This window comes from Thermopirellula anaerolimosa, from assembly GCF_054657335.1.
On record NZ_BAAHYX010000004.1, the window covers coordinates 1,373,076 to 1,389,627 of the forward strand.

The 16,552-nt window shown below is 62.6% G+C and carries 11 protein-coding genes; 4 read left to right on the plus strand and 7 right to left on the minus strand.

From position 1 onward, the window contains the following. The first annotated feature begins 166 nt into the window (after positions 1–166). Positions 167–2,293, plus strand: a complete 2,127-nt coding sequence (locus tag ACYQ6J_RS05715; RefSeq protein WP_460183235.1) for a serine/threonine-protein kinase — start codon at positions 167–169, stop codon at positions 2,291–2,293. A 53-nt stretch (positions 2,294–2,346) separates the two neighbouring features. Here ACYQ6J_RS05715 and ACYQ6J_RS05720 read toward each other — a convergent pair whose 3' ends face one another. From ACYQ6J_RS05720 to ACYQ6J_RS05730, 3 genes are all read right to left on the minus strand, one after another. Continuing rightward, entirely contained in the window at positions 2,347–3,312 is a 966-nt protein-coding gene (locus tag ACYQ6J_RS05720) for an NAD-dependent epimerase/dehydratase family protein (protein WP_460183236.1), read from the minus strand. Between the two features lie 135 nt (positions 3,313–3,447). Continuing rightward, positions 3,448–6,234 carry a DNA gyrase subunit A gene (gene gyrA, locus ACYQ6J_RS05725; RefSeq protein WP_460183237.1) on the minus strand — a complete coding sequence of 929 codons (2,787 nt, stop codon included), beginning with the start codon at positions 6,232–6,234 and terminating at the stop codon, positions 3,448–3,450. Between the two features lie 378 nt (positions 6,235–6,612). Continuing rightward, positions 6,613–8,076: an alpha-L-fucosidase gene (locus tag ACYQ6J_RS05730; protein ID WP_460183238.1), complete on the minus strand. Its 1,464-nt coding sequence runs from the start codon at positions 8,074–8,076 to the stop codon at positions 6,613–6,615. Between the two features lie 734 nt (positions 8,077–8,810). On the opposite strand from ACYQ6J_RS05730, the gene ACYQ6J_RS05735 reads away from it, so the two are divergent. From ACYQ6J_RS05735 to ACYQ6J_RS05745, 3 genes are all read left to right on the plus strand, one after another. Beyond that, positions 8,811–9,803: a bile acid:sodium symporter family protein gene (locus tag ACYQ6J_RS05735; RefSeq protein WP_460183239.1), complete on the plus strand. Its 993-nt coding sequence runs from the start codon at positions 8,811–8,813 to the stop codon at positions 9,801–9,803. Positions 9,804–9,954: 151 nt separating this feature from the next. Continuing rightward, entirely contained in the window at positions 9,955–10,947 is a 993-nt protein-coding gene (locus ACYQ6J_RS05740; RefSeq protein ID WP_460183240.1) for an NADPH:quinone reductase, read from the plus strand. A gap of 163 nt (positions 10,948–11,110) precedes the next feature. After that, complete coding sequence (locus tag ACYQ6J_RS05745; protein ID WP_460183241.1) at positions 11,111–11,992, plus strand: phytanoyl-CoA dioxygenase family protein; 882 nt, start codon at positions 11,111–11,113, stop codon at positions 11,990–11,992. 70 nt (positions 11,993–12,062) lie between these two features. On the opposite strand, the gene ACYQ6J_RS05750 is transcribed toward ACYQ6J_RS05745, so the two are convergent. From ACYQ6J_RS05750 to ACYQ6J_RS05765, 4 genes are all read right to left on the minus strand, one after another. Further along, the gene (locus ACYQ6J_RS05750) at positions 12,063–14,129 is read right to left on the minus strand and encodes a protein kinase domain-containing protein (protein WP_460183242.1); all 2,067 of its coding nucleotides are present in this window, start codon (positions 14,127–14,129) and stop codon (positions 12,063–12,065) included. A gap of 165 nt (positions 14,130–14,294) precedes the next feature. Then, positions 14,295–14,522 carry a hypothetical protein gene (locus tag ACYQ6J_RS05755; protein WP_460183243.1) on the minus strand — a complete coding sequence of 76 codons (228 nt, stop codon included), beginning with the start codon at positions 14,520–14,522 and terminating at the stop codon, positions 14,295–14,297. Further along, positions 14,519–15,172: an RNA polymerase sigma factor gene (locus ACYQ6J_RS05760; protein ID WP_460183244.1), complete on the minus strand. Its 654-nt coding sequence runs from the start codon at positions 15,170–15,172 to the stop codon at positions 14,519–14,521. Before ACYQ6J_RS05760 ends, ACYQ6J_RS05755 begins: the two co-directional genes overlap by 4 nt. 21 nt (positions 15,173–15,193) lie before the next feature. Then, positions 15,194–16,540 carry an FHA domain-containing protein gene (locus tag ACYQ6J_RS05765; protein ID WP_460183245.1) on the minus strand — a complete coding sequence of 449 codons (1,347 nt, stop codon included), beginning with the start codon at positions 16,538–16,540 and terminating at the stop codon, positions 15,194–15,196. Between the last annotated feature and the right edge of the window lie 12 nt (positions 16,541–16,552).

A 16,552-nucleotide genomic window follows, 5' to 3' on the forward strand; every position in this document is an offset into this window, starting at 1 on the left:
AACTTGGGGGGCGGCGTGCGACCGTCCTCGATTCGGCACATGCTTTTCGCCGGTGCTTCGGATGAGACTGGGGCACGTCGCGGTTTCGTATTGACGGATCTTGTCCTTGTAGGAGTGTGACGACACCGAACCGCCGACGCTACGCGATATACGGAGGAGCGCGCCCATGGATATCCGGCAACTCGGCCCCTATCGCGTCGTGCGGCGTCTTGGTCGCGGCGGCATGGGCGTGGTCTTCGAGGCGGTTCACAACGAGACGGGCGAACCTGCCGCCGTCAAGATGTTATCCCTGACTCTCGCCGGGGAAAGCGATTTCCGCGGGCGGTTCGAGTTGGAGATCGAGGCCCTCCGCAAGCTCCGCCACCCCAACATCGTCCGCTTGCTCGGTTTCGGCGAACAGGACGGCGTGCTTTTCTACGTCATGGAATTGATCCGCGGCAAGAGTCTCGAAGATGAGCTGCGGAGCGGTCGCCGCTTCACCTGGCGAGAAACGGCGGAGATCGGGATTCAAATCTGCCGGGCGTTGAAGCACGCGCACGAGCGCGGCATCATCCATCGCGACCTCAAGCCCGCCAATCTGCTGATCGCCGAGGACGGAATCGTCAAGCTTTCCGATTTCGGGATCGCGAGGCTTTTCGGCACGCAAGGGCAGACGGGGGCGGGCAGCGTGCTGGGCACGATCGAATACATGGCTCCCGAGCAGGCCGACGCCCTGCCCGTCGGCCCCAAAGCCGATCTATACAGTTTGGGCGCCGTGATGTACGCCTTGCTGGCGGGACGTCCTCCCTTCAAAGTCCGTTCATTCGCCGAGATATTGCAGCTTCATCGCCATGCCGCCCCGGACTCGGTTCGCCTGTACGCCCCGCAAACGCCGGAGGAATTGGACCGCATTCTTCAGGAGTTGTTGGCCAAGGAACCGGACCGCCGCATCGCGACGGCCTCGCTGGTGGGTCGGCGACTGCAAGCCATGTTGCACGCCCTATCGCGAGAGGAGACGAAGGCTGGGTCGGCACCGCCCGCAGATCTGATCGAGTTCGGCGTCCCCGGCGAAGGGCAGTCCGATGCGCCGGCTTCGAACCTGGCGGATGCGGCGACGCGTGCCATCGACGCGGTGAGCGCCGCCCCACCGCCCACGCCGACGATGACCGCTCCCGTCGCAAAAGCCGATACGCCCGATGCTCCGACGGCGGAGGCCTCCAAGCTCGGCGGGGTCGGCACGCCCTCCATGTGGAATGAGACCCGGGAAACGGATGCCTTCGATTGCTATCCCGTCGCTCAGAGCGAATCGCAAAAGGAGCAGGCGTCGAAGAGTTTTTTTACGCCCATGGCCGGCATGCCGACCGTGCAGGGGTCAGGCGGAGAAGGCGGCGAGCGTGGGGACGCGACGCTGACGGGCGGCTCGACCGCCAAGTCCGACCGCTTTGTCACGGTCTCGCCCGAGGAACTGGATCGCGCGGAACCGCCGCCCACAGCGACCCGACCGCTGGTTTCCCTGCAAACGTGGGTGTTGGCCGCAGGATTGCTCCTCCTAAGCGGCGCGATTTGGTATTTCCTTCAACCCCCCAGCGCCGACGCCTTGTTCGAGCGCATCATGGCCCGGACCGAGAACGGGGCGACCGACCGGCTTACCGCCGCGGAAGGTCTCATCGACGAATTCCTGACGCGGTACCCCGGCGATTACCGCGCAGAGACCGTTCGCGAGTATCAGCAGGAAATCGAGTTGCAACGTTTGGAACGGCGATTCGAGTTCGATGCGCGTCGGCGCGGGAGCGTCGCCGGAGCCATTCCCATCGAGCGCGACTATTTGGAGGCCGTTCGGTACGCGCAGCTCAATCCCGAAGAGGGAATGCGTCGTTTGGAGGCACTCATCGCGCTATACGGCCCGGACGCGCCGCCGCGCGAGGACCGACAGGTTTCGGACCCGGCGCGCGAATCGGCGGACGCGGCCGAAGCGCAGTCGCATCTTTCGGAGGGTGGCCCCTCGGCCCGGTGTTTGGAACTGGCTCGGCGGCGGTTGGCCCGAATGCGCGAAGACTTGCGGAACGTGATCCAAAATCAATCGGACCTGGTCGAAAAACGCTTGGATGAGGCCGACCAATTGCAGGCCGATAATCCCGAGCAGGCCGACGCGATTCGTCGCGCCGTGATCTCTCTGTATCAAGAAAAGCCTTGGGCCGCCGAATTGGTCGACAGGGCCCGCCGCGCGCTGAACCGCCCCGATGCGGGCAACACGGTTTCGGGACGAAAGCCAAGTGGCGGCGATTCCGCATCGACGGTCGAGGGAATGCCCTAGGCCGCACCGCCCGAGTAAGTAAGCCGGGCGGGATGGTGCCCGCGGCGCCGCGTTCAATCCCCCGTCGCCGCGCGACTTCGCCAGTATTCCCAGGTGTCGCGGACCGTTTGCTCGATTTCAATCTCCGGTTGCCAACCCACCGCCGCGCGAATCTTCCCGATGTCGGCGATGGGGTCGCACTTGCGACCGGGGCGAATCTCTTGCACCTTCCGCGCCGGGTCGGCGATTCGTCGAAGCAGTTCGAAGACGTCGCCGCTCCGCCGTGCGACGCCGGACCCCACGTTGTATACCTCGCCGGGGACGCCGCGTTCGACGAGGAGACGGTATGCCCGAACCACGTCACGGACGTCGCTCAGGTCGATCCAGGCCTCCAGCGTATGCACGCGAACGGGATCCGTGCCGGCGGCGAATTGGGCGGCCCACTCCGGCAGCATCATCCGCTGCGATTGCCGAGGTCCCGTGTGCGGGAAGGCTCGCGCGATCACGACCGGCACCCCTTCCCGACGCCATGCCTCCAGGGCCAATAGCTCGGCCTCGCGTTTGGTGCGTCCGTAGCCGCGCCGGGGCGCGATGGGACCGTCCTCGGAGTATCGCCGCGGTTCGCTGGGGGAGGGATACACGTAACTGCTGCTGACGATCAACACGCGCGGCGGTTCGGGCAGGTCCGCGGCCAACCGCAAGAGCCTCGCTGTGCCCGCGACGTTCACCGCCTGGGCGACGGGATGGACCGACGACGTGTCGCCGCAGTCCTCCGGGAAGGAAATCGCCGCCAGATGATAAATCGCTTGGGGGCGGAACTCCCTCAACGTCTCGCGGACGGCGCTATCGTCGCACGAAGGATCGGCCAGATTCCAGACCGTCAAAGGGATTTGGCGCAGGATGGGGGGCGACTCGGATGATTCCGGAAGGGCAAAAGGCACCGCGCCCAACAACTCGTCTCCCGCCGCCGTCAGGTGTTCCAGGAGAAAACCTCCCACGAAACCGTCGGCTCCGGTGATGAATGCCCTGTAACGCGGCATCGCCGGGTCCTTGCTTGCAAAATCCTCCGGGTGCCTCCCGGCGCGGCGCGAATCGGTTACGCTGCGTGGATCGGACGTTTCTTCCCCAACCTGGGCGGCGCAGACCAAGCGGCGATGCGCTCGGCTTTCGCCGGCTTATTCCACCGGCGCCGGTTCGTCGTCATCATCGGCGGGGATGCGTTTGACGGCCACCAGTTCGTCGCCCTCATCGAGGCTCATCAGTCGCACGCCCATCGTGTTGCGTCCCGAAAGGCGGATTTCGTGGACGTGAATGCGCTGAATCTTGCCCAGGGCCGTCATCATCAGAACCTGGTCGTTTTCGTGGACCGCGACCACGCCCACGACCGGTCCGTTCCGTTCGCCGGTTTTGATGTCTCGGATACCCTTACCCCCGCGCCGCTGCGTGCGGTAGTAGAATTGCGACGAAACCTCCTCCTCGCCATCGCTCTCAGTTTCCGCGCCCTCTGCGGAGGCTTCCTCGGGCGCCGTCTCGGGGGACAGGTCTTCGGCCTCTTGATCGTCCGCGGGCGATTCGCCGCCGGTTTCGTCGAGAGGCGATTCGCCGCCCTCCTGCGATTCGGCATTGGGGCCGAAGGGCGTGCGTTTGCCGTAACCCTTGGCGCAAACCGTCAGCAAGGCGGCCTCCGGATCGGCGACCACGACGCCGACCACTTGATCGTTGCCCATCAACGTGATGCCCTTGACGCCGGACGCGTTGCGGCCCATGGGACGGACATCCGCCTGCGAGAACCGAATGGCCATGCCGTTGGCCGTGGACAGAACGATCTCGTCGCCCTTGCGCGTGATGACGGCGCCGACCAGTTCGTCCCCCTCTCGCAACTTGATGGCGATGATGCCGCCCTTCATCGGTCGTCCGTAGGCCGATAGCTCGGTCTTCTTGACCAAACCCCGCGCAGTGGCCATCAGCAGGTAATGATCGGGCAAATGGAAGTCGCGGACCGGCCGGCAACTGGCCACCTTCTCGCCGTCGCTCAAATTGAGCAGGTTGACGATGGCGCGGCCTTTGGCGTCGCGTGGCAATTCCGGCAGTTCCCAGACCTTCCGCCAATGGACCTTGCCGATGTTCGTGAAGAACAGCAATTGATCGTGCGCGCTGGCCAGGAACAGGTGTTCGATGGGGTCTTCGTCGTCGGCGCGAGCGCCCTTCAAGCCTTTTCCGCCGCGCCGCTGGGCGCGATAGGCGGTCACCGGCGTCCGTTTGATGTAGCCCGCCGAACTGATGGAAACCACCATCATCTCGTCCGGTATCAGGTCCTCCATGTCGAACTTGTCGGCTTCCTGGGCCACGATCTCCGTGCGTCGCTCGTCGGCGAAGCGGCGTTTGATCTCGAGTTGCTCCTCGCGGATGATGGCGAGGATATTCCGCTCGTCGGAGAGGATGCGGAGATATTCGTTGATGTCGTCGAGCAGGCCGCGGTGCTCGTTTACCAGCTTTTCCTGCTCCAAGTTGACCAACTGGCCCAGCGTCATGCGGAGGATGGCGTCGGCCTGGACTGCCGTGAGGGTGTAGCTTTCGGCCGATCCCCGCTCCTCTTGGAATTGGCGGAAACCCTCGTCGCCCAAGGCCCGGGCAAGCATCGCCGCCGGACAAGCGATTTGCATCAACCGCTCCTTGGCCTCGACCTGCGTCCGCGACGTGCGAACCACGCGGATGACCTCGTCGATGTCCGCCAACGCCAGCAGCAGGCCCTCGATGGTGTGCTTGCGCTGGCGCGCTCGTTGCAGCAGGAATTGCGTGCGGCGGCGGATCACCGACACACGGTGCCGCAAGAATTCCTGCAACATCTCCTTGAAGGTCAAAAGCCGCGGCTTACCGTCCACCAACGCCAATAGGTTGATGGAATAGCGGGTTTGCAACTCCGAGTATTCATAGAGTTGATTGAGCACGATCTCGGGATCGGCGTCGCGCTTCAACTCCAAGACCAACCGGACCGGTTCCTTGAGGTCGCTCTCGTTGCGGATGTTGGAAATACCAGGGATTTTTCCGTCGGTGACCAGCTTGGCCAGGTTCTCTTCAACGGAGTCCCGCTGCTTTTGATAGGGAATTTCGTGTACGACGATGCGGAACCGTCCGGGACGATGCTCCTCGATCTCCGCCCTCGCGCGAATCGTGATCCCGCCGTGACCGGTCCGGTAGGCGTGGCGGATGCCGCTTTTTCCGCAAATGATGCCGCCGGTGGGGAAATCGGGGCCCGGCACCACTTCCATCAATTCGTCGATGGTGACGTCGGGATCGTCGATCAACCGCACCAGGGCGTCGCAGATTTCGCCGAGATTGTGGGGCGGAATGTCGGTGGACATGCCCACCGCAATCCCCGTCGCCCCGTTGACCAGCAGATTGGGGAACTTGGAGGGGAGCACGGACGGTTCGGTGTGTCGCTCGTCGTAGGTGGGGATGAAATCCACCGTATCGAGCTTGAGATCCTCCAGCATCATCGCGGCGAACGGCGACAACCGGGCCTCGGTGTATCGCATGGCCGCCGCCGGCAACCCCGCGATCGAGCCGAAATTCCCCTGCTTGTCCACCAGCACGTAGCGCATGTTCCATTCCTGGGCCATGCGCACCAGGGTGGGATAGATCACGCTCTCGCCGTGGGGGTGATAATTGCCGCTGGTGTCGCCGCAGATTTTGGCGCACTTGACGCGGGCGGCGCCGGGCGTCAGATTCAGGTCGTTCATCGCCACCAGAATCCGCCGCTGCGACGGTTTCAGGCCGTCGCGGACGTCCGGCAAGGCCCGGGCCACGATCACGCTCATGGCGTACGTCAGATAGCTGCTCTTCAGCTCATCCTCGATCGCCAAAGCGACGACCCGACTGTCGCTGGAAGAGTTGGATGCGTCTCCCGCGCCGGAAGGACCACCATTTTCCGAGATAGAGGGATTTTCCGCGTCGTCGGACAACGCTCATTCCTCTCAATGAAGGACTGGGTAAGCTTATTCGGAACGCCTGGGAGAGGCCGCCGTCGTGGGCGGCAATTCCAGGCCGCGACAAACCCTTGATTTTAGCGGTTTTCCGGCTGCGACGCAATTGCCACCCTGTCCGATTTTCGCGTCGTAAATTGCGATAAGGATTGCATTTACGATTCGATTCCCAACGCTTGCCGCAGCGCTAGGCGGGATGTGTTCTACCCGAATAGAAATGACCGCTTTCGGCGTGACTGGAAATGTCCCTATTAATCCTCCGAAAGGTCTGGAGTGCGGGAGCGGGTTTGGAGTGCGGCGGCAAAGCTGCCGCTTTGAACGGCGGCGGCAAGCCGCAGTCCACACGGGGTGAGAAGATCACGGCGGCGATGCGAGGAATAGGCCGACCTCGGAGATAGCCGGGCAAGCCGCCGCCTTGGTGATGCGAAGCCGGACTTTGGATGTCGTGACGGACGTTGTTCGCAGCAAGCGTTGGTTGCCGATGCTAGTCGCGGAGGTGAGTTCCTGCCAGTCCGTGCCGTCCCACCAATCCACGGCGAAGGCATCCACGCGCTGTCCCAGCGGAAGGTACTCTCGGACCCGGATCACATTGAACGTGGCGACTTGCCGCAGTTCCAGCACCAACTCGGCCGCGGTCATGTCATCGTCGGTCGCCCAGTAGGTCGAGCGGTCGCCGTCCGCCACGTTGCGCGGAGAGAACCGCTCGTCGTCGCCCCGGGTCGGGCCGAAGGCCGCGGCGCCCCGGGCGAAGTCCGCGGCGAAGGTGCGATCCAACACTTCCCGCCACTGCTTCAAGACACGAGCGTCGTTCTCGTGGATCCGCCCGCGGCGGTCGGGCGGGACGTTCAACAGCAGGTTGCAACCGCGTCCCACGGAGGCGTAGTAGATGTCCAGCAGTTGCTCCACCGTCTTCACGGCATCGTCTTGCGAGGCGTGATAGAACCAGCCCGGCCGAATCGAAACATCCACCTCGGCGGGACGCCAGACGTCGCCGTCGCGGACGCCGACGTTGAGGACGCGGGGGTCGGCGGCCCCGGGCATGGCGTCGCCGCTCCGCACGGTCGCCCAGCAGGTCTCGCCCGCGTAGCCCGCCTCATTGCCCACCCAACGCACGTCCGGCCCGGCGTCGCTAAACATGCAGGCTTCCGGTTGAAGTTCCCGCACGATACTCCAGATATTGTCCCAATCGTAATAGGTGCGATTGTCGATGCGGCGGGTGGTCCGCGCGCCGCCGTAATAGCCGTCGCCGCCGTTGGCGCCGTCGAACCAGACCTCGAAGATCGGCCCGTACTCCGTCAGCAGTTCGCGAAGTTGATTACGGTAGTACGTCACGTAAGCGGGCGTGCCGTAGTCCTTGTGGTTCCGATCCCACGGCGAAAGGTACACGCCGAACAGCAGACCATGCCTGCGGCAGGCCTCCGAGATCGCCCTAACCACATCGCCTCGGCCTTCCTGCCAGCGGCTGTTCTTGACGGAATGCTCGGTGTACCGACTGGGCCACAGGCAGTAGCCGTCATGGTGCTTGGCCGTCAGGATCAGTGCCCGCATCCCGGCAGCCTTGGCCGTTGCCGCGATCTGATCGGCGTCGAAGTCCGTGGGATGAAAAATCGTTTCCGGTTCGTCGCCGTAGCCCCACTCCTTATCAGTGAACGTGTTGGGGCCGAAGTGCAAGAAGCCGTAGACCTCCAAATCGTGCCAGCGGAGTTGTCGCGGGCTGGGGACCGGTCCGTGTGGTTGGGGCGGATCGGCCGCGGTAAGGCAGGTTGCGAGAATCGCGACGTGACAAAGAGAGACTAGGCACGCAATCGCGGAGTTACGCATTCGACCGTTCCTGAAATCTTGGTGAAAATCTGAAGGACCTAGAGAGAGCTTACAGGACTTCGGGCGAGTTTCAAAGACTTGCGTGCACTCGGAAAGACGCTGACGCACATTGGAAAAAACCTGAGAGACTTGCGGAGTGCCGGGAGAACTGGGAGAGAAAGCTTGAAGGACCTTGGGGCCAACCTAACTGGCGCCTCCAGCGTAAGCCAAAGGTGACCAAAAAGCGAGTGCCCAGCGGATAGCGAAAAATGGAGCCTCGGGCGTCAGCCCGAGGTGGATCAAAAAATGGAGCCTCGGGCGTTAGCCCGAGGTGGATGGAACGCAACCCAAAATCAAAACTCTCGCGCAGTGTTTTCACCACCAGCTAACGCTGGTGGCTCCAGTTATTTACCACTACCCAACGCTGGTGGCTCCAGGGTTGATATCACTAGCTCGCGTTGGTGTTCGCTTGCCTGGAGCCTCGGGCGTCAGCCCGAGGTGGACCAAGCACAACCCAAGATGAAAGCGTTCTCGCAGTGTTTTCACCACCAGCTTACGCTGGTGGCTCTAGGTTTTTTTCACCACCAGCCAACGCCGGCGGCTCCAGGGGCATCCCCGGGGAGAGTGCTGGCGGCAAACGAACGCACGCTGGTATGATGGCTCGTTGCGGTCCGCGGCGTGCCCTGCATGCATCCAGCCTAAATTGCATCCGGGCAGGCGGTGCACCGAGGGCGGCCGGCGAGGGGAGATCCATCGTGTCGAAATCCTACATCGCGAGGGCGATCCGTGTCGTCGGTCGGGTCTTGGAACGCGGCCTGGTCGTGTGGCTCGTGGCGTTGTGTGCCGTCGCCTTTTTCTGGCCGAGCCAACCGCTTGCGACCTGGGGGGATCCCTTCGTCGCCTCGCAGGGCCGACTCCGCTGGTGGATCGCCGCCACGATGCTGGCCATCGGATCCCTCTTGCCGCGCAGCGCGTGGATGGAGGTCGTGCGGCGCTGGCCCTGGGTCTTGTTCGGGACCGCCGTGCAGTACGGGACCATGCCGCTGTTGGCCTACCTGGTGGGTCGCGGCCTGGCCCTGGACGGACCGTTCTTGATCGGCGTCTTGATGGTCGGATGCGTGCCCGGCGCCATGGCCTCCAACGTGTGCACCTTGTTGGCGCGAGGACACGTGAGCTATTCCGTCAGCTTGACGACCAGCGCCACGCTGTTGTCGCCCTTGGTGGTCCCCGCGGCAATGTGGTTGACGGTGGGTCGGGTCGCGCCCTTTCCCGTGGTCGGAACCGGCGTAGAACTGTTAACGACGGTCGTCTTGCCCGTCGCCGCGGGATCGCTCCTCGCCCACGTGTCGACCCATTGGCGGAGGCTTGCGGAATTGCTGGGCGGCCTGGTCGCCAACACGACCATCCTCTGGATCATCGCCGTGGTGACGGCCATCAACCGCGACCGATTGGAGCAAGTGACGCTGCCTCTCGCCGCGGCCCTGCCCGTGATCAATCTGGGCGGCTATCTGTCGGGTTGGTGGGCGGGTCGCGCCGTCGGATTGCCGAACTCCATGCGCCGCGCGTTGACCCTGGAGGTCGGCATGCAGAACGCCGGCTTGGGTACCGTTTTGACGCTGCAATTGTTTCCCGACATGCCCCAAGCCGCCATCCCGTGCGCGTGTTACACGTTCTTGTGCATGTTTACGGGCACCATGTTGGCGCGGTACTGGAGCGGTCGCGAACCGTCCGACGCCTCTGCCGCTTGAGCCGATCCTTTTCCACCCGGCACGAAGGCGGTGCGTATAATATCGGCGATCGAACGAATCGATCGGTCGCCCGCTCTCTTGCCGCGGGGCAGGGAACGGGAAGCCTCGACCAGTCCAACACCGCAGCGCGAACTCAGGAGGTTCATGGAGCATGAAAGCGGCATATATCGAACAACCCGGCCCGCCGGAGTCGATTCGTTACGGAGACTTGCCCAAACCGTCGCCGGTTGGAAAGCAGGTCTTGATTCGGGTGGGGGCGGTGTCGGTGAATCCCATCGACACCTACCTGCGGGCCGGCACGGTGGCCATGCCCTTACCTCGCCCGTACATCTTGGGTTGCGACGTGGCGGGCACCGTGGAGGCGGTCGGACCGGAAGTCACCCGATTTCGCCCCGGCGAACGCGTGTGGGGATCGAATCAAGGACTCTTGGGACGGCAAGGGACGTTCGCGGAATACGCCTTGGCGGACGAGGAATGGCTCTATCCCACCCCCTATGAAGTCTCCGATCGCGAGGCGGCGGCGCTCGCCTTGGTCGGCATCACCGCCCACCTGGGGCTGTTTCGCGACGCGCGCTTGCAGGCGGGCGAGACGTTGTACGTCCACGGCGGAACGGGCGGCGTTGGGTCGTGCGTCGTGCAGATGGCCAAGATCGTCGGCGCCCGAGTCATCACCTCCGCCGGCAGTCCGGAGAAGGCCGAATTGTGCCGACAATTGGGGGCCGATGAGGTCGTGCCGTATCGCGAAGAAGATGAGGCCGAGGCCCTGCGGCGGTTGGCTCCCAAGGGGATCGACGTTTGGTACGAGACCCTGCGGGAACAGAATTTCGAATTGATCGTGCCCATGCTCGCCCCGCGCGGACGGATCGTCGTCATGGCGGGACGCGAATCCAAGCCGAGCTTTCCCGTCGGTCCCTTCTACGTGAAGGACTGCAAGATGTTCGGCTTCGCCATGTTCAACGCACCGCCCGCCGAACAGCAGCACTGCGCGACCGACATCAATCGCTGGTTATCGGAAGGCAAGTTGCGCGCCGTCATCGGTCGGTCCCTTAAGCTCGACCAGGCGGCGGAGGCCCATCGCATTCAGGAGGAAAACACGCTGGGCGGTCGGGGCGATTTGGTCGGGAAAATCGTTCTGGAACCCTAATCGCAAGTGATTGGGCGCACCTTGACCGTTGAGCGCAGGCCAATAGAATTTCCCGACGTGTCCCGCCCGGTCTGTCCGCGGCCTCGGCAATACGCGTAAGCCATGTCGTCGCGATGAGACCGGCCTCGCTCAGGCAATGTCGGGAAGTTCGGGGTATTCCGCCATGATCCAAGACCTGTCGTTACGTCACGAACCGGTCGGTGCGTTGTTTCCGCGTCCCGCCTCCCGCGAGGATTGGGATCGCTACAAGCTCTCCGCGGAGCAGGTCGAAGCCTTCCGTCGCGACGGGTTCGTGACCGGCATTCGCCTGTTGAACGACGAGCAAGTGGAGGCCTTGCGCAGGGAGTTGGAAGATTTGTCGGACCCCAAGCACCCCGGCCACTCCCTCTTCTACGAGTTCCACTCCAACGAGTCGACCGACCCGGACACGGTCCTGTTTCATGCCCTGGGCGGATGGCGGATCGCGTCCGGCCTGCACGACCTCCTTTGGAATCCGGCGTTCTTGGTGCCCGCCTCTCAGTTGCTGGGCGGCCCGGTGCGGTTCTGGCACGACCAAATCTTTTGGAAACCGCCGCGGCACGGCGGCGTGGTGGCATGGCACCAAGATTACTCGTATTGGACGCGGACCCAGCCCATGGCCCACTTGACGTGCTGGATCGGCCTGGATGACGCCACGGTGGACAACGGTTGCCTGCACTACGTACCGGGAAGCCACCGCTGGCCACTCTTGCCCATGACCGGTCTGGCGGGCGACATGGAGGCTATCCAAACCGTTTTGACGCCCGAGCAAAAGGCGGCTTTCCGGCCCGTCGCGGCCGAATTGAAGCAGGGCTACGCCGCCTTCCACGACGGTATGACGGTACACGGTTCCTACGAGAATCGCACCGATCGACCCCGCCGCGCGGTGGTCATCAACGTCTTCCGCGACGGCGTGCGGTCCGCGTCGGATCGACCGCACCTGGTGGGCGTACCGCCGATTCCGACCGGCGAACTGATGGGCGGCCAATTCTTCCCGCTCCTCTTCGATCCCGATCGCTTGACCTGATTCGCCCCGCGGCAATCCCCCCAAGGGGCACGAACAGGCTATGCCCGTCATTGGGTGAAGAAAACCACCCTCACAGTCGCGATACCCCGCCGATCAGTGACAATACGACAACGATAATGACGGCCAATAGGCTCACGAGACACCCTTGAGGGTTGGTTGCCGAACTGTTTGTGTCGTTTTCTTCAAGCGTTGGTTTGGCGTTGTCCTGGACCACGATGTCCTGTACCCCATTATTACGACACACATTCTTCCGCGCCGTTCCTTGCGCATTCTCCCAGTACAGGATACCGGATCGTTTGTTCGCCTCGCACCTGTTTCCTTCGAGTAAGGGGAACGCCGAATCCCGGACGCGGATTCCATGCCACTCATTTTGCCAACACACATTGTTCCGCGCTGTCCCGTGTGCATTGTCACAGTAAACGATGCCGGATTCTTTGTTGGCCTCGCACGTGTTTCCTTCGAGTAAGGGTGACGCGGAACCCCGGACTTGGATTCCAAGCCACTCGTTCTGCCGACACACATTATTCTGCGCCGTTCCCTGGCCGTTCTCCCAGTAGTAGATACCGCATCTTTTGTTGGCCTCGCACGTGTTTCCTTCCAATAAGGGTGACGCAGAATCCGCTACTCCGATTCCATGGTACTCATTCTGCCGACACACATTGTTCCGCGCCGTGCCCTGAGATTTATCTGAATACAGGATGCCGACCTTGTTGCTTTGGCACGTATTCCGTTCCAGCGTTGGCTCCGCAAGGTCGCCGACCGCGATCCCTGCATCATTCTCAACAAAATGGCACTCTCGAACCCATCCCGCCGTTTTGCCATTGATTCGGAGGCCGCAAAATATCAGCTTGTCTTGTTCTGTAGTCTTATCGTCGGAAGACTGTGGATTTTTTCCACCTTGAAAACGACAGTCCTCGAAATGGATCTGCCCGGACTCCACGACACAGACATTCGCAGGCGTCCCGCCAATGTGCTCGAAACTGATTCCCTCGGCATGAAAGGTTCCCTGGCCCGAGTACTTGATCACAAATCCTTCGCCGTCGCAGATCACCCGCGTGTTGGTCATGCCCGCCCCGATCAACGTCACCGCCTGCGTGATTTCCAGCGGTCGTTGCAGGCGATAGACACCCTGGTGGATCTCGATCGTTCCTCCAACCGAGCACTGGGCCAAGGCCTCTTCCAGCGTCGCTGCGTCGCCGGTTCCATCGGCAGCAAGCACAACCCGCTTTCGCCTCTCCTCGGCGGAAGAGCTTTCCGTTGCAGTCACTCCGGAATTGGCCTCCCGGTTCGTTCGGCCCTGCGATGGGCGGCCCGGGGACAAAAGCCTCTGGTACAAAATTCGAACCCAACTCTGCGCTTTTTCGGAAAAGCGTTTTTCCGGATCAGGGTGAAGAGCGGCCAGCAGGAGCTTTTTTTCCGCCTCTTGCAGACCGTCCAAGCTCGGTTCGCCGCGCTTTTGTCGCTGGAACAGTTCCCCCGGCTTGTCGCCGAACGGTTCGTTGCCGGTCCGAAGTTTGAGGTACGTCGCCGCCAACGAATACAGGTCCACGCTCGGCGCCAGGCGGTGATCCTCCCAGGCCTCCGGCGGCAAATAACCGAACGTCCCCGAACCCGTGTGCGACGCCGTGCTCGCACCCGCCAGTTTCGCCAGTCCCAAGTCCCCCAACTTCACGCGACCGTGGAACAGCAGGAGATTCTGCGGCTTGATATCCCGGTGATAGATCCCCTGCCCGTGCAGAAAGTCCAAACCGTCCGCCGCGTCCCACATGAGCTTGAGAAGTTGCCCGACCGGGATCCCGGCCTGCCCCTCCTCGCGGTGCCGTTCCCACAATCGCAACAGGTCGCCGCCTGTGGCCAATTCCCAGCGCGTCACCAGGTAATCGGTCACCACCCAATAGTCCAGCAGGCTCACAATGTGCGGGTGGCCGGAGATGGCTTTGACGAGCTTGAGGTTATCCAGTTCCTTTTTGAGGGCGGGATTCTTCTCGTTGATCGGTCGCAGGGAGACCTTCACCGCCGAGCGGACCCCGCTGGGGGACTCCACCTGCCAGGCTTCGGCAAATCCGCCCACCCCCAGGCGCTTGATCGGCCGAAGTTGCTGCTCGTTTTCTAAAAACGCCCGCACCACGTCGTCCATCGCAAAGCGCCCCTGACAATTCTACGGGCGGGTGTAGGTTGCCGCTCCGTGTGCAGAGTCCGTGCGGTCGGCGGTCAGCCCCGGCGAATGAAAACACTTGTTTGATAATAACGCGAGATTTTTGGAATATCCACGTCGAGCGGAGAAGCGCTCCAGCGAGGTGCTTCAAGCGCCGCCTTGACGGTACATGTCGCGTTCCGCACGGCAGATCGGACAAGCGGCGTCCTCCACGTGGTAGCGGACATCGGCCAGTGCAGGATCGCGAGGATTCGCCAAATACGCCGCCAATCGTTCAGGGGAGGGGCACATCGCTCCCAATTCGTCAATCACCCAGCGAACTACCTGCCCCAGGCTGTTGAGCTGAGGAGGATCGGGGGCGTGCTCTTTGCTCATCGTTCGTCCCTCGCCCCATAGAGCGTCAAGAAGACCGAACGGTCGATATCCTTTTGGGTGATTCGTTGGCGGACCCATTCGCGGGCCTGATGCAACCATTGGTAAACAGCGTTGGGGGAAACCCCCATTGCGGCGGCAATCTCGGCGGGGCTTTGCCCACGCAAAGATCTTTCATAGGCCTCTTTGAGCGCCGCACGTTGAGCTTCGCCCGACTTCGCAGACTTCTTTTCGCACCAGCGGCAAAACTCGGCCAGAACTTCGCTGAGCAGCAATCCTTGCCGTTGGCGACGCTCTTGTTCGGCGATTTCACGAGAGGGAGAAGGATGCGGCGACTCAGGCTCGGGCCTTGGCAGGTCGCCGGAAACGCCGTTTCCACGGACTTGCCACGAGAGAAACACTTGTCGCTCCAAGACCCGCAAACGATCGATCGCTCGACTGCGGACGATCGTTCGCAGCCAAGCCTCCCAGGTGGTTCGCGGTTGAAACCCGTCGTCCTCGATCCGACGGCGGGCCTCCAGCCAGACTTGATGGAGAATATCTTCCGCCTCGTCCGCCAGACGGGGAAACCCGCGGACAATATAGCTCAATAATCGCGGTCGGTTATCCTCCAAGGCGCGGGTCAGTTCCTGCAGGGCTTCGGGGTCGGTCACGGTGAGTTTCCGCTGAGTGATTCATGCGTTCCAGAGGTCGAATTTCAATGTCGTTCTTTCTCCGGCGTGGGCATTTACCAGCATTCGTCCCAGTCGTTCCGCTTCGTCCCACTGGGATTCAACCACCAACCGTCCGGGCAGGTAGACCGCTCGGTCGTCCGACGCTATGGTAACGCCGGGCGATTCCAACCAGCCTTGCCCCCCTTCAATCTCCCACTCCAAACCCTGCGGTTGCCAACGCAGGACGACGCCGGAACACGCGACATTCTTGATTAGCAGATGCGCCGGTGCAAGGGGTTGAATTCGCAGTTCATCGGCCAGGAAGATCGCGCGTTTCAGGGCGTGTCCCGACGGACGGAAGATTCCGGCTTCGGATTCCGCACTCGCCTCCCAAATCGCCGTCCACGAGTTCGGCACGGGCAGTCGAAATATCCACGGGCGATGTCGGTCCCCTAATTCAACCCGGTCACCGTTTTGCAAGCCGGCGTCGGTACTAATGTTTTTGCCGTTGACTCGCAGGGGACAGGGTCTTCCGTGCCGGTCGCGGCAGGGCAGAATCCGCCAACCCGAGCGGTCGCGGCATAACACCGCGTGCCGCCGGTGAACTCGCCCCAAAACGGGGAGTTGGACGTTTTCGGCGTGGGGAGCCCCTATGGCAATTTCATCACTCAGCAAAACGAGGGTATCGTCTTCGACAAGAAAGCGATCCCGGCGATCGGAAACCGGCCTTGCGCGACCCGCCGATCCGGCGTCCGGGGACGCGGCGCGGGCGATTTCCCCGGCCAAACGCTTGATCTCGGGGCACTGAGGGCACAACTGCTTAATCAGTTCCCAGTAATGCCTGGCTAGGCCGGCATCTCGGGCGACAACGGCCTCGCGGCACCTGTCCAGGGCGTCGCTAAAACGTTCTTCCGTAAGCCGAATCTCTTGAATCGTTTCGCGAGCGTCATCCGCCGGCAGCGACTCCAGCGTTCGCAAGGCGGCGGCAAACTCCCCGGAGGCCGCGAGTCGGCACGCCTCTTCGATCTTGAGCAAGACTTTGGCTCGCTCCACCTCGCGCGCCCTTTCCATCCGTTCTTTTTCGGCCAAGGCTTCTTCGATGCGTGCGTGAAGCGCCAGGCCTCGCTGATCCAAAGCGGCGCACTCGGCGGCCAGTCGTAGGGTGGATTGAGCCGCCGCCCAGGTCCCGGCTTCGAACTCTCCCTCGGCCTTGGCGACCAACGCAAACCCCACCTCACCCAAAAGCCGTCTTACTGCGCGATGTTCGCGATTCCTGCTCTCCAGCAAGACCTTCGCCGCTTCGATGGGCCGTCCCTGCCGAAGAAAGTCCCGGGCCGCCGTGCATTCCGTCGGATCCAACCAACTCATGATCGCGACTCT